General features: G+C 35.2%; 24 protein-coding genes and 1 tRNA gene. 1 reads left to right on the top strand and 24 read right to left on the bottom strand.

Annotation, left to right across the window (positions count from 1 at the left end; translation table 11 throughout):
• Nucleotides 1-275 precede the first annotated feature (275 nt).
• The 6 genes from D2K40_RS11000 to D2K40_RS11025 all read right to left on the bottom strand — a co-directional run bounded on the left by D2K40_RS11000 (nucleotide 276) and on the right by D2K40_RS11025 (nucleotide 3,383).
• On the bottom strand, nucleotides 276-1,232 hold the full coding sequence (locus D2K40_RS11000; RefSeq protein ID WP_117155897.1) for an L-lactate dehydrogenase: 957 nt from the start codon (nucleotides 1,230-1,232) through the stop codon (nucleotides 276-278).
• Nucleotides 1,233-1,422: 190 nt separating this feature from the next.
• On the bottom strand, nucleotides 1,423-1,605 hold the full coding sequence (locus D2K40_RS11005) for a hypothetical protein (protein ID WP_117155899.1): 183 nt from the start codon (nucleotides 1,603-1,605) through the stop codon (nucleotides 1,423-1,425).
• 183 nt (nucleotides 1,606-1,788) lie between these two features.
• A complete protein-coding gene (locus D2K40_RS11010) occupies nucleotides 1,789-1,977 on the bottom strand; it encodes a hypothetical protein (RefSeq protein WP_117155901.1) in 189 nt (62 codons plus the stop codon).
• 375 nt (nucleotides 1,978-2,352) lie between these two features.
• Complete coding sequence (gene sspO / locus D2K40_RS11015; RefSeq protein WP_117155903.1) at nucleotides 2,353-2,511, bottom strand: small acid-soluble spore protein O; 159 nt, start codon at nucleotides 2,509-2,511, stop codon at nucleotides 2,353-2,355.
• 71 nt (nucleotides 2,512-2,582) lie between these two features.
• Nucleotides 2,583-3,101 carry a YehS family protein gene (locus D2K40_RS11020; RefSeq protein WP_188618817.1) on the bottom strand — a complete coding sequence of 173 codons (519 nt, stop codon included), beginning with the start codon at nucleotides 3,099-3,101 and terminating at the stop codon, nucleotides 2,583-2,585.
• Nucleotides 3,102-3,310: 209 nt separating this feature from the next.
• Nucleotides 3,311-3,383, bottom strand: a tRNA-Arg gene (locus D2K40_RS11025).
• Nucleotides 3,384-3,725: 342 nt separating this feature from the next.
• On the opposite strand from D2K40_RS11025, the gene clpP reads away from it, so the two are divergent.
• The gene (clpP, locus tag D2K40_RS11030; RefSeq protein ID WP_117155907.1) at nucleotides 3,726-4,316 is read left to right on the top strand and encodes an ATP-dependent Clp endopeptidase proteolytic subunit ClpP; all 591 of its coding nucleotides are present in this window, start codon (nucleotides 3,726-3,728) and stop codon (nucleotides 4,314-4,316) included.
• A 143-nt stretch (nucleotides 4,317-4,459) separates the two neighbouring features.
• Here the strand turns inward: clpP and D2K40_RS11035 are convergent, their stop codons facing one another.
• The 18 genes from D2K40_RS11035 to D2K40_RS11120 form a co-directional block, all read right to left on the bottom strand.
• A complete protein-coding gene (locus D2K40_RS11035; protein ID WP_117155909.1) occupies nucleotides 4,460-4,723 on the bottom strand; it encodes an HPr family phosphocarrier protein in 264 nt (87 codons plus the stop codon).
• 191 nt (nucleotides 4,724-4,914) lie between these two features.
• Nucleotides 4,915-5,868, bottom strand: coding sequence for a DNA-binding protein WhiA (gene whiA, locus D2K40_RS11040; RefSeq protein ID WP_117155911.1), 954 nt, complete (start codon nucleotides 5,866-5,868; stop codon nucleotides 4,915-4,917).
• 34 nt (nucleotides 5,869-5,902) lie between these two features.
• Nucleotides 5,903-6,853, bottom strand: coding sequence for a gluconeogenesis factor YvcK family protein (locus D2K40_RS11045; RefSeq protein WP_117155913.1), 951 nt, complete (start codon nucleotides 6,851-6,853; stop codon nucleotides 5,903-5,905).
• 3 nt (nucleotides 6,854-6,856) lie between these two features.
• Entirely contained in the window at nucleotides 6,857-7,738 is an 882-nt protein-coding gene (rapZ, locus tag D2K40_RS11050) for an RNase adapter RapZ (RefSeq protein ID WP_117155915.1), read from the bottom strand.
• A gap of 258 nt (nucleotides 7,739-7,996) precedes the next feature.
• Complete coding sequence (locus D2K40_RS11055) at nucleotides 7,997-8,449, bottom strand: NUDIX hydrolase (protein WP_117155917.1); 453 nt, start codon at nucleotides 8,447-8,449, stop codon at nucleotides 7,997-7,999.
• A 226-nt stretch (nucleotides 8,450-8,675) separates the two neighbouring features.
• Nucleotides 8,676-9,626 (bottom strand): thioredoxin-disulfide reductase, encoded by a 951-nt coding sequence (gene trxB, locus D2K40_RS11060; RefSeq protein ID WP_117155919.1) that lies wholly within the window; start codon nucleotides 9,624-9,626, stop codon nucleotides 8,676-8,678.
• Between the two features lie 105 nt (nucleotides 9,627-9,731).
• Nucleotides 9,732-10,751 carry a tetratricopeptide repeat protein gene (locus D2K40_RS11065; protein WP_117155921.1) on the bottom strand — a complete coding sequence of 340 codons (1,020 nt, stop codon included), beginning with the start codon at nucleotides 10,749-10,751 and terminating at the stop codon, nucleotides 9,732-9,734.
• Between the two features lie 377 nt (nucleotides 10,752-11,128).
• Nucleotides 11,129-12,781, bottom strand: coding sequence for a glycerol-3-phosphate dehydrogenase/oxidase (locus tag D2K40_RS11070; RefSeq protein ID WP_117155923.1), 1,653 nt, complete (start codon nucleotides 12,779-12,781; stop codon nucleotides 11,129-11,131).
• Between the two features lie 123 nt (nucleotides 12,782-12,904).
• On the bottom strand, nucleotides 12,905-13,435 hold the full coding sequence (locus D2K40_RS11075) for an acyltransferase (protein ID WP_117155925.1): 531 nt from the start codon (nucleotides 13,433-13,435) through the stop codon (nucleotides 12,905-12,907).
• A gap of 2 nt (nucleotides 13,436-13,437) precedes the next feature.
• Complete coding sequence (ppaX, locus tag D2K40_RS11080; RefSeq protein ID WP_117155927.1) at nucleotides 13,438-14,076, bottom strand: pyrophosphatase PpaX; 639 nt, start codon at nucleotides 14,074-14,076, stop codon at nucleotides 13,438-13,440.
• Complete coding sequence (locus D2K40_RS11085) at nucleotides 14,051-15,013, bottom strand: nucleoside recognition domain-containing protein (protein WP_117155929.1); 963 nt, start codon at nucleotides 15,011-15,013, stop codon at nucleotides 14,051-14,053. The genes ppaX and D2K40_RS11085 overlap by 26 nt, the downstream gene beginning before the upstream one ends.
• A 13-nt stretch (nucleotides 15,014-15,026) precedes the next feature.
• Complete coding sequence (gene lgt, locus D2K40_RS11090; RefSeq protein WP_373285571.1) at nucleotides 15,027-15,857, bottom strand: prolipoprotein diacylglyceryl transferase; 831 nt, start codon at nucleotides 15,855-15,857, stop codon at nucleotides 15,027-15,029.
• A gap of 20 nt (nucleotides 15,858-15,877) precedes the next feature.
• Complete coding sequence (hprK, locus tag D2K40_RS11095; protein ID WP_117155933.1) at nucleotides 15,878-16,831, bottom strand: HPr(Ser) kinase/phosphatase; 954 nt, start codon at nucleotides 16,829-16,831, stop codon at nucleotides 15,878-15,880.
• Nucleotides 16,832-16,958: 127 nt separating this feature from the next.
• On the bottom strand, nucleotides 16,959-18,704 hold the full coding sequence (gene pabB, locus D2K40_RS11100) for an aminodeoxychorismate synthase component I (protein WP_117155935.1): 1,746 nt from the start codon (nucleotides 18,702-18,704) through the stop codon (nucleotides 16,959-16,961).
• Between the two features lie 106 nt (nucleotides 18,705-18,810).
• The gene (locus D2K40_RS11105) at nucleotides 18,811-19,167 is read right to left on the bottom strand and encodes a phage holin family protein (protein WP_117155937.1); all 357 of its coding nucleotides are present in this window, start codon (nucleotides 19,165-19,167) and stop codon (nucleotides 18,811-18,813) included.
• 2 nt (nucleotides 19,168-19,169) lie between these two features.
• Nucleotides 19,170-19,367 carry a PspC domain-containing protein gene (locus D2K40_RS11110; protein WP_117155939.1) on the bottom strand — a complete coding sequence of 66 codons (198 nt, stop codon included), beginning with the start codon at nucleotides 19,365-19,367 and terminating at the stop codon, nucleotides 19,170-19,172.
• A gap of 348 nt (nucleotides 19,368-19,715) precedes the next feature.
• Nucleotides 19,716-20,372, bottom strand: a complete 657-nt coding sequence (gene bshB2 / locus D2K40_RS11115; RefSeq protein ID WP_117155941.1) for a bacillithiol biosynthesis deacetylase BshB2 — start codon at nucleotides 20,370-20,372, stop codon at nucleotides 19,716-19,718.
• 40 nt (nucleotides 20,373-20,412) lie between these two features.
• Nucleotides 20,413-20,772: a YojF family protein gene (locus tag D2K40_RS11120; protein ID WP_117155943.1), complete on the bottom strand. Its 360-nt coding sequence runs from the start codon at nucleotides 20,770-20,772 to the stop codon at nucleotides 20,413-20,415.
• Nucleotides 20,773-20,981 lie beyond the last annotated feature (209 nt).

Genomic DNA, 20,981 nt, shown 5'->3' on the forward strand with positions numbered 1-20,981 from the left:
AGCAGATAAGTAAGTTTTCCTCAACAAATTTCTTTTGTTTTTGCCTTATTAACGTTATCCCTAATTATCAAAATTCCCGTCTTAAAATGTCTAATCAAAGAACAACTCACCTACTAAAACAATCCATTCGTTCATATTTATCTCCCATACAATAAGTATTTAGCTCTGACAAACTGTATTAGAAAGAAAAACACACGGAATGTTCTCAAAATGTCCAATGTGTTTTCCCTTCTAACGTCTGCTTTGATACGCTATTCATAAAGTAATTTTGTTGTTTAATTTGGCAGTACGTTTTCTGTCATTTCTTTTAAAATCTTCGCAGATTCATGTAATTGTTTTGATTCTTGTTCATTTAAATCTAATTCAAGTACTTCTCGAACACCATACTCATTCACAACAGCAGGAACACCGAGGTATACACCTTCTACGCCATATTGCCCTTCAAATAATGTTGATACTGTAACAATAGAGTTTTCATTATAAAGAATAGCTCTTGTTAAACGCGCTAACCCTAGTCCAATACCGTAATAAGTCGCACCTTTTCTTTCAATAATATGATAAGCAGCATCTCGCACATTCTCAAAAATTGTTCGCATATTTTCATCCTGTTGAACATCAGGAATGTTCCCATATTTACTTAATGGAACCCCACCTATTTGAACATGACTCCAAACCGGCAATTCAGAATCACCATGCTCTCCTATAATATATGCGTGAACATTACGGGAATCTACTTGGTAATACTCACTTAACAAATAACGGAATCTTGCTGTATCAAGAATTGTGCCTGAACCGATTACTCTTTCTTTTGGTAGACCAGATACCTCAAGTGCAACATGACTTAATACATCAACAGGGTTTGTAGCAACTAATAAAATCCCTTTAAATTCGGTATCCATTATACTGTTAACAATCCCTGTCATAATTTTTGCATTTTTGGCGGCTAGATCAAGCCTTGTCTCACCTGGGGCTTGATTAGCTCCAGCTGTAATAACAACCATGTCTGCGTCTGTACATTCTTCGTAATCACCTGCTCGAATTCTCATTGGAGCCCCAAACGGCATACCATGATTTAAATCGCGAGCTTCTCCTTCTGCGCGATCTTTATCTAAATCAATAAGAACAAGTTCATTTACAGTTCCTTGATTTAATAATGCATAAGCATAACTTGAACCAACAAAGCCAGTTCCAATTATGACAACTTTTCTTGTTTTAGATTGTCCAATAGTCACACTAGTCACTCCTTTAGTTAAATCCTGTCGTATTTTGGGTTATACATAAAACTAAATCTTATTGGTACCCTACCCTATATAAAGATAGATTATGTCTGTTAGTTAAAAATTCACTTAAATAATTTTAATTTATAAATAAAAAGACACACACAGAATCACATGTGTGTGTCTTTTATTCCTATTGTATTGCTTACCTTATCAATCTTATTGCTTTCTGTAATGGTATATTGATATTTAAAAGATAAGCAAAATATACAACTAATACAATATTCGCTGTATATTGCCAGATGAGCGGGAACTCAAAAATATCTTGCAACGAATCTGTTTCCCAAACAATAAGTAGTGAAATGAATAGCAAATAGACATACTTCATTCACCCACCCCCATATCAGTTCTTTAATAAGAAATAAAAGCCCTAGATCTAATATTTCACCATAATATTATATATGAAACCACCAGATAATAGTATAGAAAATTTTATTCTGAAATAAAAACAAGAGTAGCTCAGAGGATAAGCTACTCTTATTCGGTGACGTATTCCAGGATTAACCAGATCTCACTTTGCAATATAAGAAGGAGTCGAGCAAACAGTGGAAGTTGATTGCTCAAGTGATAGTTGCTTTCGTTCGATCTCGCTCAGCTTACGATTGGTTGTTGCCACAATCGTCACCAATTGTGCAATCGCCTGCTCCTGATGTTGCAATTTATTGATCAGATCATGATATCCTACCTTATCATTTTGCAACGTGAATACGCCTCCTTTAGATGTGATGACTTAGTTATAATATATTTAACGAAATAGAACAACTACGCAAATAGTGATTTTATGTTACGTATACACTTTAGTTCCTTTGATTTTCTTCTCACCTTTTTAAGATACCTGCTTATAATAATGTATTAAAATTAAAGTTTCGTATAATTGGGACTTTTTTTAGTTGTGGTTGAGCTAACCTATTCACAACCGTTTGAGCTAGTGGAAAAGACATCCTTTTCTAGTCTATTCCCGCTATTCAACATATAACAAGAGACCAAATCATTTACGATTTGGCCTCTTACTAGTTACCTATTTCAAAAAACTTATCTGCATAGGGGAACTACCTTATATAAGAAGATAGTTTAACTACTGACGTTTTTTTGTTTTTTTATTGTTCTGTTTTTCATTTTCAGTTAATGGTTCATTTGCAAATTCATGATCAAAGTTAGTTGGCAGTGTACCTCGTATAGCCTGTTCATCGCTAACACCAGCATTTAACTTTTCATTCTTAATTTTTTTACCCATCACAAATCACCTCCATCACTTAGTTTGTGAAGAGATGTTTGGATTATCAATACCAATTTACGGTAGATGCATTAGGCGCGATACCTTAACGCTAACCCTTTAAGAAAGTTTCGAGCATATCTATCACCACAGACTTTATAATTTCGATGCCCTTCTTTTCTTAACACGGCACTCAATTCACTTTTTGAAATTGTTACTCCCGTTTCATCTAAAATGTCAAGAATATCATCACTTGTAAGTGAGAGTGCAATTTTAACCTTCTTAAGCATAACATTGTTAACACTTTGATCGCTTTTAATCATTTGCTCTTGTTTACGGGAATCGCCTGGCTTTGCATCTTGTTTACCTCTGTTCTTTACAATCAGGCCGTTCAAAAAGGATTCCAGCATATAATTATCGCATCTTTCCTCATATTCATTTTCTTGGAAATCATCGCTCTCAATTTGGTTATTTAATTTCGCTAACATATTTTGCGTTTCTTCGATTGTTGTTTTTAATCCACCTAAATCAAAAATCTCCACCATTTCTGCGTCTTTTATATCTAGTGCATATCTCAACCTAACCAAAATATCATTATTATTCATTGTTATCCTCCAATTACCATCCTAGTTTAAACATTAGTCATCAGTATAATACTTCTCTGCAAATAATGCATTAAAATATTCCCATCAGTACTGAACAATTCTGCCACTAAAGATATAAGCACTTCCAAGTTTATACCTAAAAAAATCGATGTAACTAGTACTTACATAAAAACAGCAAGAATCCCAATTAATAGAATCCTTGCTGTTTATCTTAGTGCGCCCGGAGGGATTCGAACCCCCGACTCTTGGTACCGGAAACCAATGCTCTATCCCCTGAGCTACGGGCGCATTATTAAATAATTTTATCCCTCTGTAAAAGAAGAACAAGCACTATTATAACGGATTACTTCTATTATTACAATTGTAATTATAAACTTTCTTATTTGTTGAAATAACTGCTATCGATCTAAAAATTTAAGTAAATGACCACCCAAAAAACAATTATACTCTGTTATAATAAAATGTAAGGTTTATATTACCATCTGATTGGGTACGATACAATTAGATATATCTAAAATAAAAGTCAAAAGGAAGTGTATTTCGTTTGACCTTTATTGACCATTTAGTTACTATATACATAGTTAGTTAATTCACTAATGGAACCGATGATTATGAAGGAGGAAGATTGCAATGAATTTGATACCAACAGTTATTGAACAAACAAACCGCGGAGAACGTGCTTATGACATCTATTCTCGTTTATTAAAAGACCGCATTATTATGTTAGGTAGTGCGATTGATGATAATGTTGCCAACAGTATTGTGGCACAGCTTTTATTCTTAGAAGCAGAAAGTCCAGATAAAGATATTTCACTCTACATTAATTCACCAGGTGGCTCTATAACAGCTGGGATGGCAATTTACGATACAATGCAATTTATTAAACCAGACGTTTCTACTATCTGTGTAGGTATGGCTGCATCAATGGGGTCATTCTTATTAGCTACAGGTGCACCTGGAAAACGTTATGCACTACCAAACAGTGAAGTTATGATTCACCAACCATTAGGTGGAACACAAGGGCAAGCATCAGATATTGAAATTCATGCTAAAAGAATTATTCAAATGCGTGACAAGTTAAACAAAATTTATTCTGATCGTACTGGACAACCAATTGATGTTATTCAACGCGATACAGATCGTGATAACTTTATGGATGCAGATAAAGCAAAAGAATATGGTTTAATTGACAAAGTAATGGAAAAAAAACCAACTAAATAAAATGTAATAAGGACTGAGCTTAATAAAAAAGCTCAGTCCTTATTTTTAAATGAAACTTCCCTTAAAGATAACTTTACTGTCTATTAATTAAAAATCGCAGAGATAAATCAATTGGTGATTTTAATTAAAAACGTTTTAAAATATTAAACTTTCGTTGGTTCAGTTAAAAATGCTGTTAATGCATCAATACCAGCTTGATCATCCGCGCCATCTCCAATTAAAGTCACTGTTTCGCCGCTAGCTACCGCTAAACTTAACAACCCCATAATACTTTTAGCGTTTACCCTTCTATTATTTTTTTCCAAAAATATTTCAGCTGCAAAACTATTTGCTTTTTGAACAAACCCCGCTGCTGCGCTTGCTTGTAGGCCTGGTTCTACTCCAACTACTACCGTTTTTTCCACCATCGATAAGTCTCCTCTCAAATTGAATTACAAAAAGAAAGCATGAATAACTAAATTATTACCAATAAATATACTATGTTAACCTAACCAGCATTATAACATGAAAACGCATACATTAACAACGAAAATTCCTAAAAAATAACATCGATAACAGTCAAATAATCGACTGCAATCGATGTAGATCAGGCTTTCTTCTAACTATTAGGTTGTATCGGTTGCTCATTCAGTAGTTGTTCAGCGAATTGATCAATCTTTTTTAGTCGATGATTAATACCTGATTTACTAATCTTTCCACCAGAAACTAATTCCCCTAATTCTTTTAACGATACATCTTGATGTTGGACACGTAACCTAGCAATCTCTTGCAATTTGTCAGGCAATGCATGCAGTCCAACGGTCCTTTCAATAAACTTTATATTTTCAACTTGGCGAAATGCTGCACCAATTGTTTTATTTAGATTAGCCGTTTCACAATTAACTAGTCTATTCACCGAATTACGCATATCGCGCATAATTCGAACATCTTCAAATTTAAGTAATGCTTGATGTGCACCTATATAATTAAAAAATTCCGTAATTTTTTCTGCTTCTTTAATATATGAAATATAGCCATTTCTTCTTTCCAAAATACGCGCATGTAAATCAAATGAATTCATTAATTCACATAAAGAATCATTGTGCTCTTGGTATACATTTGCTATCTCTAAATGATAAGAAGATGTTTCAGGATTATTTACTGATCCACCTGCTAAAAAGGCACCTCGTAAATAAGCACGCTTGCAACATCTTTTCCTTAGATATTTAGGTGAAATTGTTCGGACAAGAGAAAATGGTTCTTCCAAAATATTTAAATCTGCTAAAATATCTCGTGCTCTTTCAGTGATACGAACAATGTAGACATTATTTTTCTTTAACTTCATTTTCTTCCGAACAAGTAATTTAATTGGACAACCGTATAGTGTTTTTATTAACGTATAGATCCGACGAGCAATTGCAGCATTCTCGGTCTGTACATCTAATACATATTCTTGTCTTGATAAAGAGATGGCTCCATTCATTCGAATTAAGGCTGCAAGTTCTGCTTCTGCACAGCACGATTGATTCTCAATCTGAGTTAACTCTTTTTTTATTTCCGATGCAAAAGACATTTCTTCACCTTCCTAACTTGCTTCTAAACTATAATCATACCAGAGAACACAGTAATTCTGCTACTTTTTTAGTATCGTGTCGCAACATTTTTTTACTATGATCAATGATATCTGCTTCGATAATATCTAATCCCATCTCAATTAATCGATCTGTATCATAGATAACAGGTTCAGCGTTTTCTTCTGCATACTTTTTTCGATAATCTCCAGCTATTGGCTTATTGTGTACAAGAATAGAATCAACACAATCTACTCCAATATGGTCTCTAATTGCTTCAATATGATCAGCAGCAGTATAATTCATTGTTTCTCCAGCTTGCGTCATAACGTTACAAACATAGACTACTTTTCCATTAGTATGACGGAGTGCATCTCCAATTTGCGGAACTACCAAGTTGGGCATCGTACTTGTATACAAACTACCAGGTGCGATAACAATTATGTCGGCTTGCTTAATCGCTTCAACTGCTTCAGGAAGTGGCAGAACTGGATCTGGTTGTAAGAATACACGCTTAATGACCTTGTTTGCTAACGGAATATTTGATTCACCTGCGATTATTTCTCCATCGGCCATTTCTGCGTGGAGAAACATATTATGATTCGCAATTGGATAGATATTTCCTTTTACATTTAATACACGAGATATCTCTTTAATCCCATTATAAAAGTCTCCCGTAACAGATGTCATTGCGGCTAATAATAAATTACCCATTGAATGACCTGAGAGACCTTTTCCATTTTGAAACCGATGTTGAAATAACTGCAATAACATTGGCTCTACTTCTGATAGGGCAGCAATTACGTTACGAATATCTCCAGGGGCAGGCATTGACATTTCTGTTCTTAATCTCCCAGAACTCCCACCATCATCTGCTACTGTTACAATTGCAGATAGATCAATTGGATGTTCCTTTAAGCCACGTAGTAATACTGGCATACCTGTTCCCCCACCCAGTACAACTACACTTTTCTGCTTACTTTCCATAGCTTAATGTCCCTTTCTTTTATCGATATCTCGATGACTAACATGGGTAATGTATTGCTTAGAAAAATGGTTTTTCAGGTACTCAGCAAGCGCTACAGAGCGATGTTGGCCACCAGTGCAACCAATTGCAATTACTAACTGACTTTTTCCTTCTTTTTTATATTGAGGTAACATAAAGGTTAACAGATCAACAATTTTTTCTAAAAATTTCTGTGTATCTGACCATTTAAAAACATATGAAGAAACCTCTGAATTTAAACCTGTTAATGGCCGCATATGCTCTACATAATGTGGATTTGGCAAAAAACGTACATCGAATACTAAATCAGCATCTATTGGTAAGCCATATTTAAAACCGAATGATACCGCATGAACGGAAAATATTTTTTGTTCTTCTTCACCATATTTTTCAACAATCTTTTCTCGAAGTTCTTTTGGTTTTAAATTTGTAGTATCAATAAAATATTGCGCTCTTCCTCTTAACTCATCTAACATCACCCGCTCTTGTTTGATTCCATCAAGCGGTAATCCATCTGGCGCTAGTGGATGTGTTCTTCTTGTTTCTTTATATCGAGAAACAAGCATTTTTTCTTGTGCATCTAAAAATAAGATATGCTCCTCTAACCAATCTGCTTTTCCTAATGTATCTAATGCATCAAATAATGTGTCGAAAAATTCTCTTCCTCGTAAATCCATTACCAATGCGACTTTTTGAATGTTATTACTAGCATCTTTCATTAATTCTAAAAATTTTGGAAGTAGTGCTGGTGGTAAATTATCAACACAATAATATCCTAGGTCTTCAAAGCTTTGGACAGCTACAGTTTTACCTGCACCAGACATCCCTGTAATAATGACTAATTTTGTTTCCTTCTCATGTGTCATCATCGATCACTCCTTTATTTAGGCTCGTTTCATGGTTTCATTGCCTTACTTTAAATTTCACAGTTGATATATAATGTGTCGTAACTAAAGGTATGAACTCCATACCCGCTCCATCAGTGAAATGGACTCGCTTTCCATGGAAAGGGAGTCAATTTCATTTGAGGAGTGGGTCTAGACATTCTTTTAATACGCATTCTATCTATACTGCGTCATTAACATTTTAGAAATCAGTCTTGGTTTAAATGTTTAGAGATAGCTTTATTCTAATCTATGATTAAGTAGTTCATAGTTTGTTGTATAATTAAATATTCCATGTGTTACTTTATTATCAAAAAGTAATTTTCGGTGAATATAACGATCACTCGGTGCCATAGGCTTATCCAATACATTTTCAATCGGCACCCATTCTAATTCACCTTCTCTACAAAAATCAACGATTTCTCCTTGACTAACTTCGCACACAAATGTAAACATCATCCACTCTCTTTGAATGACGTCATCCTCAATTTTAACCATTGTAAAAATACCACGCAAAGAGGGGTCAATTAAATGTAATCCTGTTTCTTCACGGTATTCTCTTACAACAGATTCCTTCAGAGATTCTCCTTGTTCCATCTTGCCACCGGGCATTGCATACCAGCCACGGCTAGGTTTTTTTAATAAAAGCACCTGATCTTGCTGTTTTAAAATACAATTTGTCACCCGTTGCAAATCAATTCACACTCTCTTTATTAATTAATATGTATTCATTATACTATATCCCAAGTCACCTATCTAATCTTAATCACAAAAAAATACACAGGCGATCTTATCGCCTGTGCCAAATATATATTATTAAAGGGGGTCAATTAGTACTTATAGTGTACCCCATTTATATTGCATGCGTGTTACAGGATCGTTAAGATGCAATTACGTTCTGATTGCACCTTATTACAGCTTATTGAACTACTTTTAAGGATTCCATTAACTCCTCAACATATGCTTGTGCTGCTTGTGCTGCAATACTTCCATCACCTGTTGCGGTAACTATTTGACGTAATTCTTTATCTCTAATATCACCAGCAGCAAATACTCCCGGGATAGAAGTTTCCATTTTTTCATTTGTTGGAATATAACCTTCTTCATCCGTAATACCTAATGATTTAAATGGCTCACTCAACGGGACCATACCAATATAGATAAATGTACCATCAGCTGCATGATCGTATTCTTCACCAGTTTTTTTATTTTTCAATGTTAAACTGCTGACCTTACCATCTTTACCATTAATATTTCTTACAATAGTATCCCAAATAAAATCAATTTTTTCATTTTTAAAAGCACGATCTTGTAGAATCTTTTGTGCTCTTAACTCATCACGACGGTGTACAATTGTAACTTTCTTTGCATATCGTGTAAGATAAACACCTTCTTCTACTGCCGAGTCTCCTCCGCCAATAACTAGGAGCTCTTTGTCTTTAAAAAATGCTCCATCACAAACTGCACAATAAGATACACCTCGACCACTTAATTCCTCTTCACCAGGTACACCTAATTTTTTATACTGTGCCCCTGTTGCAATAATAATTGCTCTTGCTTTATATTCTTTACTACCTGCAATTATTGTCTTATACTCTTCTCCATCAATTACTTCTTTAATATCACCATATGCATATTCTGCACCAAACTTTTTAGAGTGCTCAAACATTTTATTGGATAGATCAGGACCTAAAATACTATCATACCCTGGATAATTTTCTACATCTTCTGTATTAGCCATCTGTCCACCAGGAATACCACGCTCAATCATTAATGTGTCTAAATTTGCCCGTGAAGTATAAACAGCAGCTGTCATTCCAGCTGGACCAGCACCGACTATAATGACATCATAAATACGTTCTTCAGTCATTTATTCTTCATCCTCTCATTGATAATTCCACTATACCCATTATGGTATATTTCAAATTGATCGTCTACTAATCTGCTCATCTTTAAAATTAGTACGTAAAAAGTTTTAATCCAATTCCCATGGTGCAATTTCCTGTTGCAATACGGTATGCTGTTTGCATCCTTCGTGCCAAATCTTTTTAGCACGCTGCATATCACCAACTTGGAATGCTGTAGTACTGTAATATTTAAAATAACTAATATGCCCTTTTAATTTAGATTTTGCCAAAAGGGAAAAACGTGCATAAGCAGTTTTATAGTGTTTGATATGCGCGAGTGTAGTCGCAATCCGTAATTTTTGCTGTTCATGAATCGGATAGATATTTGCAATAGATTTTAGTAATATATCTACTTTTTCGAACTCCTGTAATTCATTATAGAATAAGATTAGATTTGTTCTACTAAAAATAGATTGCTGATCCTTCTCTAACCATTTCTCTTCCAACTCAATTGCTTCTTGTTGATTTCCCGAAAAAAATAATGCATAGTTATATTCATGTTTCGCCGTAATATGGTCTGGGAAAAGAGTCATCATTTCTTGTAATAACGGAATTGCTTGCTCCCATTCCTGTCTCTCTAAGTGATAAAAAGCTGTCTCTTGATACATAACCAGTTCATCTTCGTCTTCCGTAAACCAATCCTCGTCATCTTCTTCATCTTTGCTTAGCTCTAAAACGGTTAACAGACTCTCTGTTTCTTCTTTAAATTCACCATCTGGAGCTTTTTTGAGATAAAGTGTAGCATATTTTTCAGCATCTTGAAGTAATCCAAGATGTGCAAAGTTGTTAGAAATCAAGTAATAACAATCAAGATAATCATCACCATGTGTTTCAATAATTTCTGTTAGAATTTTGTTGGCTGCGTGATATGCACCAATCTCTGTATATATAATTGACATCTGACATGGATATAATGGTTCATCCGGGTCTGCCTCTTTTGCTTTTTTTAACCATTTTAATGCAATATCAAATTTTCTTTTATAGAAAGCATCCACGCCTTTTGAAAAATAGAAATCACCTTCTGGTACAAATGGGAGGACATTATTGTTTGTTTCATTTTTCTCATTTACCTCATCCAATGTAATCATATGCCTTCCCCCTTTCATGATGAGCATTAATTTATTAAAAACCTTTTCTTTAATGTCGATTTTATTATCAAGTCTGTATATTAATTTTTCACGGACATTAGGTACGTTATTTGACGAAAATCACTTGAAGTTGACCGCTTTATAGATAAATAGCGTAACAAATGTCCACAGTACCTTCAAATTTGCGCTATTTATCAAAAATAAAGGAATATATGTCCGAGTGCCTTTTTTTATTTTGTTTTTTATAGCTTATCGTGTGAAAGTATATCACAGTTTTAACATCCTTCATATACAAGAAATGATAGTTTTGTTCAAAATACAACAAAAAAACTTGACATCCGCCAAGTTTTTAATCAATTCATTCAGTACCCAATGAGCTACCCTGCAAATTCTTCAATAATTTGATTTATTTCGCGACGATAGTAAGCTGTCTCCTCTGTTTCCCAACGCAATACATCTTGTAAATAAGCTAAAACTCCTGCGGCATTACGTTTAATAACAGGTATATCGAAATAAATAGCACCTGAACGTTGCGCGAAAAAATCTAGTGGTTTATAAATACATTCTTCGTGTAATCCATAAAGCAATGCAGCAAAGACAATCGGTTCAACATCATATTTAGCCGCTTCTTCTTGATGTGTCCGCAGATAATCCCACACTTTTGTTACATTGGCACCATACCGATTAATATATTGTTCTTTTGTTTGATGATCTATCGGGAGATCTTTGGTTTCACTAAGTTGAGCTTGTTTAAATGTTTCAAAGCCTTCAGAGCCACCAACCTCACCACCGGAAATTGGCATATTTTTTGTATCAGATTTTGAATAAAGAATTTCCACTTCTTGCTTCAATTGTTTGGCGACTAAATCGACCACATCTTCAGCCATTTTGCGATAAGCAGTTAATTTCCCACCAGCAATGGACAATAAACCTGAAGAGGAAACAAACACTTCATCCTTCCGTGAAATTTCACCAGGTTTCTTACCAGCTTCAGCAATTAAGGGGCGTAAACCTGCCCAGCTGGATTCAATATCCGTTTCGTCTATGTTTAAAGTTGGAAACATATGCGCTATAGTATCTAATAAATAGGTACGGTCCGCTTCTTCAACAGGTGGATCTGCAAGATCTTCTCCTTCAAAAGGTGTGTCCGTTGTTCCTAAATAAGTTTTACCGTCACGTGGAATAGCAAAGATCATCCGGCCATCCACATGATCAAAATATATCGCTTGTTTTAATGGAAACACTTTTTGATCAAAAACAAGATGAACGCCCTTTGTTAAATAAAGTGATTTTTCTTCTTTTGACTTATCCATTTCTCGAATAGAATCTACCCAAGGCCCTGTTGCATTAATAATTTTTTTAGCAAAAACTTGATAGGTTTCTCCGGTAATTTGATCCTCTAATTCAACTCCATTTACTTTCTTGTCGGAATCATAAAGTAAGCTGTTCACCTTCATGTAATTTAGTGCCGTTGCACCTAGTTGGACTGCTTTTTTCATTACCTCAATCGTCAAACGTGCGTCATCTGTTTTATATTCCACATAGAAGCCCGCACCTTTAAGTTTGGCTGGTTGTAATAGCGGTTCCTTTTTTAATGTTACTTTCTTAGACAACATTTGATGCCGTTCTTGTTTTTTTACACCTGCTAATACGTCATACATCTTCAGACCCATTTTAGCTTTAAGTGGCGTCAAATTACCTTTCTCATAAAATGGCAATAACATAGTTTCTGGTTTGGTGACATGCGGACCATTTTCATATACTACCACTCTTTCTTTACCAACCTCAGCTACCATTTTTATTTCAGCTTGCTCCAAATAGCGGAGTCCACCATGAATTAGTTTCGTAGAACGACTTGATGTTCCAGCTGAGAAGTCTTGCATATCTACCACTGCTGTTTTCATTCCACGTGAAGCGGCATCAAGAGCAATACCAGCTCCTGTAATACCTCCACCTATCACTAAACAATCATGCGTCTGACTTGTTAATGCTTCACACATACTTTGTCGATCCAAATTAGAAAATAACATTGCTGTCCCCTCTCTATCCTTATTTCTAACTATACAATATAGGAAAACGCATGAAACATATTGTTTCACGCGTATCTTGAGGCAAATTAACTAAAATACTGCTATCGTTAACCGTATTAATAATCAATGCTTTTTCAAAAAAGCATCTTGAGTGTCTCGCTCTTCCATTTCTTCTTTTGAATAGATCACGCGCATAGGATTTCCTGCAACAAAAGTACCGCTAGCAACATCTTTATGCACAACTGTACCAGCTGAAACAATCGCACCATCACCGATTGTAACACCAGGTAAAACGGTGCTATTCGCTCCTATCATTACTTCATTCCCAATTTTTACATCACCTAATCGGTATTCCTTAATTAGATATTCATGGGCTAGAATTGTTGTATTGTAGCCAATTACAGTATTTTTACCAACTGAAATACGTTCAGGAAACATAATATCCAGCATAACCATTAAAGCAAAAGCTGTCTTATCTCCAACATTCATTCGTAAAAAATGACGATACAACCAATTTTTCATTGATAGAAACGGTGTATATCTAGCGATCTGAATGACAGTGAAATTTTTTATTACTTTCAAAAATGGCACTGTTTTGTATATGTGCCATAATGAGTTAGCTCCTTGAACACGATAACGTTCCGTTTTCCGCATTATTACACCTCAAGAATATCTAATAAATCTCGCATTTCTTCTAGCATATAATCAGGTTTATAGCTTGCTAAAAATTCTTTTCCTTTAATCGTCCAAGCAACACCCGCAGTTTTCGTGCCAGCATTTTGTCCCGCTTCAATATCATGATAATTGTCGCCAACCATTAAGGTAGTCTGTGGATGCGCACCTAACTGATTGAGTGCTTTAAAAATTGGTTCTGGATGTGGCTTAGCATTAGTAACATCATCTAATCCTACAATGACATCAAACATATCTAATAAGCCAGTAATTTTCATTCCAAGTTCTGCAGTATCACGAATTTTGGTTGTGACAATCCCTAACGTATACCCTTTTTCTTTTAAGGTAGTAATTGTTTCAACTACAGTTGGGTATGCTTTTACAAACTTTTCATGATTAGAAATATTATGTTCACGATAAGTAACCATCATCTCTTCCACTTGATCAGGGGCTACTGAATGAAAACTATCATATAAAGGTGGTCCTATAAAGTTTAATATTTCTTCTCGTGTAAACGGTGTTGGAATATGTTTTTCTAATGTGTGCGTAAAAGATTCGATAATCAAATCATTTGTATTGATTAAAGTCCCATCCAAATCAAATAGTATCGTACGTATGCTCATGTGTGCTGTCTTCCTTCCTAATTCTAGCTTGATTTCTATTCCAAATGAAACCAACGCCTGCTGTTAAAATTATTGCAGTTGTCAATCGAATTAACAGTAATGGCCAGACTGGAATTCCTAGTGGAATAAAGACTAATGTATCTTCTACAACTGCGTGACATGAGACAAGAAAAATAAATGCCAAGTACATGTCTTTTTTTGATACACCGTCTTCTTTTACTGCTTGCACCATCACTCCTGCTCCATACGCTAAACCTATTGTCAATCCAGCGACTAGCGTCATTGAAGCATTTTTTTCCATCCCCATTACTCGTGTAAATGGAGCTAATAAGTTTGATATTTTCTCCATCCAACCTAGCTCACGAAAGTATTGCAGCACGAGCATAAGAGGAATCACTATTAAAGCTAACTGTATTACACTCATTAGTGCTGTTTGAAAGCCTTCTAGACCTATCGCTAACCATCCTTCTGGTGCAACTGTATTTGGTGAGATTAGACCATATTGCGCAAATTCCTGTCCTCCATCCCAAAAGATATGGATTACAAATGCAGCAAAGAGAGCAAGTCCAACTCGAATTCCGACAACAATTGGCCATTTGATTCCAACTCGTGTTGCTACAGAGGATTCGATAAATAAGTTATGAGAAAAAGACAACATGATTGCCATAATAAAAACTTCTTTTACTGTAAAATCAAATGAAACAATCGCCGCAATTCCTGCATATAGATTCAGTGTGTTTCCTAGTACTAATGGAACTGCTGCTTCACCTGATAAACCAATCCAACTCATCATTGGTGTTAATAACTCTATTAACCAAGGTAAAACAGGTGTATATTGAAGTATTGTAATAATAACTGTTATTGGAAAAATAACTTTACTTAATGTCCATGTTACGTGAGAACCCTGTTTTAGCCCCCTTAACAACGTACCCTTCACAATTATGCCCCCATTATATTTTTTTACCATTATATCGTCTATTAACTACTTTTGCTTTACGACGATAAATGATTAAGGCGGCACCAACTACCACAAGTATAATGGAAATAACTTGGGCTGTTCTTAGTTCTCCAATAATATAAAGACTATCTGTCCGCATACCTTCGATAAAATAACGGCCAATTGAATACCAAATGACATAACTTAAGAATACTTCACCGCGTAAAGGATTATATCTTCTCAGTACAAGCAATAAAATTAAACCTGCAGTACTCCATAAAGATTCATATAAAAAAGTTGGATGGTACAAAACACCACCTATGTACATTTGATTTTCAATAAAGTCTGGTAAGAATCTAATGAAATTATCATATGCCGCATCTGATACAGGTCCGCCATGTGCTTCTTGGTTTACAAAATTTCCCCACCTACCAATTGCTTGCCCTAAAATAATACCAGGGGCCGCAATATCGGCCAATTGCCAAAAGGAAACCTTTTTCACACATGCAAAGATGTAAGCCGTAATAACAGAACCTATTAGTGCTCCGTGAATCGCAATACCGCCTTCCCAAACAGCAAATACACCCCACCAAGGGCCATCTTGATATTGCTGCCATTCAAAGACTACATAATAAATCCTCGCAGAAATAATTGCAATTGGTAACGCAAATATTATTAAATCAGTAAATAAATCTTTTTGTAAACCTAATCGATCTGCTTCCCTTGTTGCAATCCATAACCCAAGGAAAACCCCGGTCACAATAATTACCGCATACCAATAAATGGTAAAAGGACCTATATCCAGAAAAATACGATCAATCGGTGGTGATATGTTAAATAGCAAAATTAATTCCCCCTCTATTATTATTCTAAATCGTAATCAACGCCTAAATTTGTTTTCTCTTCACCAATCATTGTTGTTAATCTTGTAGAAAATTCTTCTGCAGCATTTACTCCCATCTGTTTTAATCGGAAGTTCATTGCAGCTACTTCTATGATAACTGCTAAATTTCGACCTGGGCGCACTGGTAATGTTGCTTTTGGTACATCAACATCAATAATTTTCATAGTTTCTTCATCTAATCCTAGACGGTCATATTGTTTCTTCTCATCCCAAGATTCTAAATTGATTATATAGGAGATTTTTTTGTGTGAACGAACCGATCCAGCACCAAATAATGTCATGACATTTATTATACCGAGCCCTCTAATTTCTAATAAATGCTCAATTAATGGAGGTGACGTGCCAATTAGGCGGTCATAATCTTCCTGTCTAATCTCAACACTATCATCTGCGACAAGACGGTGGCCTCTTTTAACTAGCTCAAGAGCGGTTTCACTTTTCCCGACACCACTCTGTCCCATTATTAATACACCAACTCCATAAATATCTACCAATACACCATGCATGGCAGTGAATGGAGCAAATTTAGCTTCCAGATAATTGGTTAGTCGACTAACCACACGCGTTGTTTTATAAGGTGATCGTAGTAAAGGAACGTTTCCTTCTTCACAAGCTTCAATTAGTTCATGTGGCACTTCCATCCCTCTTGATACAACAATTCCCGGTGTTTCCTCCGTGCACATTTTCTTTGCACGCTCTGATCGTTCTTCTGTGTTCAAATCTTTATAGTAAGACATTTCAGTTTTACCTAGTAATTGTAAACGTTTTTTAGGGTAATATCTAAAATAGCCTGTCATTTCAATTCCTGGTCGTGATATATCACTCATGATTATTTCTCGTTGTAAGCCTTCTTTTCCGGCCAATAATTCCAATTTAAACTGATCTACTAAATCTTGCGTGTGAATCTTCGTCATCTTGATCCCTCCATCTTACTCTTACCATTACCTTATTTTAGTTAAGGATTCATGGGTATATCTATTGTAGCATTTTTCATAGAGACAATCATCAACTTAATCAGATAATCAGACAAGATATTCCTTATCATGAACTTAACTCTACTTGAATCCAACCTCTAACGCTATTAATAAACCAAACACGATCTATTTGCTCTAAATCCTCTATTTTAATTGTTTTTTCTGTAATAACACCTGTATCCAATAAGTATTGTCGAAAGGTACCTGATAATAACCCTGAATCTACTGGCGGTGTATAATAATTCCCATTGTACTCGACCACAACATTACCAAAAGTAAATTCCGTTATCTCTTTTCTTTCATTCCATAATAATGTAGAAAAAATAGATGGCTCACCACTTGTATGTACCTCATATTGCTTACGATTAGTCGTCTTGTGATAAAGGTAAGGGTTCCTGTCATCAATTGGTGCTTTTGCGAGAATACACATTACTTTATCTCTTAACTCTTCCACTGGCTTAACATCTAAAGAGACTTCACCATATTGGTCTGTTAGCAAACGCACTTTATACTTCCCTTTTGGATAGTTTGTTTTTACTTTATCCAATGATTCATTAATCTTCTCTTTTAAATTTGGATAATTAAAATAATGAGCTGAATCGGTCAGCCGTTTCATATGGTAATCTAATAAAGGGTAGTTACTATCTTCAAGCAAAATGGATTCTAATAATTGAAAATCTTGTCGATCCTCTGTAAGCATTTTTGCTTTAGTCCGCATTTCTTCATATTCATTTTTCACGGTTGAATCCCAAGTCACGCCACCACCAACCCCATATGTAGCGGTCTGCTCTTTTTTATCGATCACTACTGTCCGAATTGGCACATTAAAAACAGCCTCCCTTTCTGGGGTAATATAACCAATTGCCCCACAATAAACTTCTCGAGGTGTTTTTTCTAAATCTGCAATATATTCCATCGTTTTAATTTTGGGGGCACCAGTAATAGAACCGCAAGGAAATAAAGCTTTAAACCAATCAAACAGAGTAGTTTTTGCTTGCAATTCAGCTGTAATAGTTGATGTCATCTGGTTAACTGTTGGGTAAGATTCAACATCTAGAAGTTTTGATACAGTTACTGTTCCAGGTACTGCAATCTTACCTAAATCATTGCGCAATAGATCAACAATCATCATATTCTCTGCCCTTTCTTTTTCAGAGCTTTTTAATTGTTTCATCAGTTGATAATCTTCTTTTAAATATCGCCCACGATGGATCGTACCTTTCATTGGCTTTGTTGTAACCTTCTCACCTTTAACTCGAAAAAAAAGCTCAGGTGACGCTGATAGGATTTGAAAATCTCCAATGTTTAAATAAGCGCCATATGGAGCTTGTTGATTCTTAACCAATTGTTGATAAAAGGCCAGATCTTCACCTGAAAAATTAGCACGCATACGCGTTGTGTAATTCACTTGATATGTATCACCACGAGCAATTGCTTGTTTGATCGCTTTTATACCTTCATGATAGTTCTGATAGTTTGTTATAAATGACCAATCTGACACGCTATACGCCTGCTTAGATTGGTTCAATTCAGAAGCGGATGGTTCTTTATAAGTAGCAAACCACACAAGTGGTAATATCGCTCCAGTTTGCACGTTATAACGTGATTCGAAAGCTGGAGCTGCTTCATATGATACATATCCAGCAACATAAAAACCATCATCGATAGCTTGTTCTACTTCACTAAATATTGAAGGGATTTCAGCTAAGTCAGATGTTTGAAATATTTTAATTGGATTAGTAAATAATACTGGATTACTACTACCCAAATCATCCTCAAATTCAAAGAAGAGAATGGGATCTTGTGCTTGCAAAAAATCACCTCATTTTACGTTATAATCTGTTACATTATATCGCAAACATACTCATAAAAAAATATCACATTAAAAAAACACAGAGAATATATTCTCTGTGCCTTACTTATTTTAATAGCGTGTCTTTAACTAATTTGTTTAAAATAAGATTTAAGATAGACAAAACGATTGCAGCTAGGATTGCTATGCCAAAACCATCAATCACAAAGCTTTCACCTATCATCGCTTGTGTTATCATTAATGTGATCGCGTTAATAACAAATAAAAATAAACCTAATGACAAAAACGTAATTGGTAATGTGAGTAAAACGAGTATTGGTTTTACAATCACATTTAAGATAGACAAAATGAAACTAGCTAAAAAAGCAGTACCAAATCCTTCAATATAAAAGGAGTCAAATATTTCGGACACAACAATTAAAGCAATTGCACTAAGTAATAAAGATAGAATCCACCGCTTCATACTTATACTTCTCCATCAATCGGCATAATGAACGCAGCCGCAATATAAACGAAAAATAATGGGAAAAATGCAGTGAATGGTAAAGCCACAACAAAAATCAAACGTAATATTGTTGCATCAAAATTAAAATACTCTGCAATACCACCTAATACTCCAGATACCATTTTGTTACTACTTGAACGATATAATCTTTTATCCATAAATTATTTCAACCTCCTTGTACTTATTAATATTGTATGATAATTGATAAAAAAATAATCATTTAATTATCTTATTCCTCAGCTACTAGTCTTTTAAACACCTTTCTATTAAAAAGACTCTTTTCACAAATTCTTCACCCGCTACATCAGCGAGTGTTTTTGATAATTGAAGTCCCCCGAGCTGAAGATCCACACGGAGGCTGTTTTCCCTTCGAGTTAGCTAAAGCCGTGCCTGCGGTTAGAAAGGTTCATTACGACGCAGTCTATATTAAATTAGTCATAACCTTCAAGCTTAGGCAATCAGCCGTTTAAAAAAGAACGTTTAATTGTTAAACGTCCTAATTCAAGTTAAAAGTTCCATATATAAAATTGTTCAGTTGATAATCGTTTTTTTGCTATTTCTGCTATATCACCAGCAGACTGGTTTAAGCTACCTAGTACACCTGCTGCCTGTGATTTATGCGCTTTAATTGTTTGAACTTTTTTCTCAAAGTAAGGTGTAATATCTAAAGAGATATCTGCTTCCCCTAGGTCTTCCACTCTTGTGTTAGTAATTGCTTGTGCCCACACAGTTGGTCTTTTATCTGGTGTCATACGACTAACCGCTTCGATAGCTGCTGCACCAAATGCATCATGATCTGGGTGTACAGCATGACCTGGGTAATGAGTGATGACGAGACTTGGCTCTATTTCTTCTAAATATGTTAATAGATCCGCCGCAATTTCATCTCTTGATTCAAATTCCAGGGTTTTATCTCTATAACCAAGCATTTTCACTTCAATATCTAACTCTTCACAAGCTGCAACTAATTCCTTTTTTCGTATTTGTGGTAAAGTTTCTCGAGTTGCAAAGGTTGGTTTCCCCATATTTCTTCCCATTTCTCCTAACGTTCCACACAAATAGGTGACCGGCACCCCTTGTTCGCGAAATTGAGCAATGCTACCAGAGGCACCAAAAGCTTCATCATCTGGATGCGGGAAAATGACAACTACATGATTTTCCATCTTAACTCCATCTCCTTTATTATGTATCTTTGTTGTGTGCTTAGCTTTCATTTTTAAAAGGTGTTTTACTTATTTCTAAGGTTACCAATAATCGACCTTCTAGATCATGTCCCGCAATTAGTAAACGCCCTTCTTCATCTATTTCGTATTCTCGCACACCTTCAGCGTAAATCCACCCATTTTCCGTTTTTAAACCAATTCGATAACTTCTTGCGTCACCCATAATCTTTGCTTGATGATAACGCACCTTTGCATTACGGATAAACACGCCAACATTAAATGCATTTTCATTATGATGACTTGCATAAGCGCCATTTGTTGTCTCCATATGTACATAAACATCTTTATCAAGATAGCGTTCTAACTCTTGTTGTACTTTTAATTGATCAATAGTTTCCATTGGACAATGTTCCTCCCGACTGTTTTTCCTAATTCATACTCTACCCAAAAATAATCTAATCGTCAAAACAAAGGGCACGACGATATTCTGCTGACGACCGATATATTCTGCTGACGACCGATATATTCTGCTGACGACCGATATATTCTGCTGACGACCGATATATTCTGCTGACGACCGATATATTCTGCTGACGACCGATATATTCT

The organism is Paraliobacillus quinghaiensis, assembly GCF_003426025.1.
Lineage (GTDB): Bacteria > Bacillota > Bacilli > Bacillales > Amphibacillaceae > Paraliobacillus_A > Paraliobacillus_A quinghaiensis.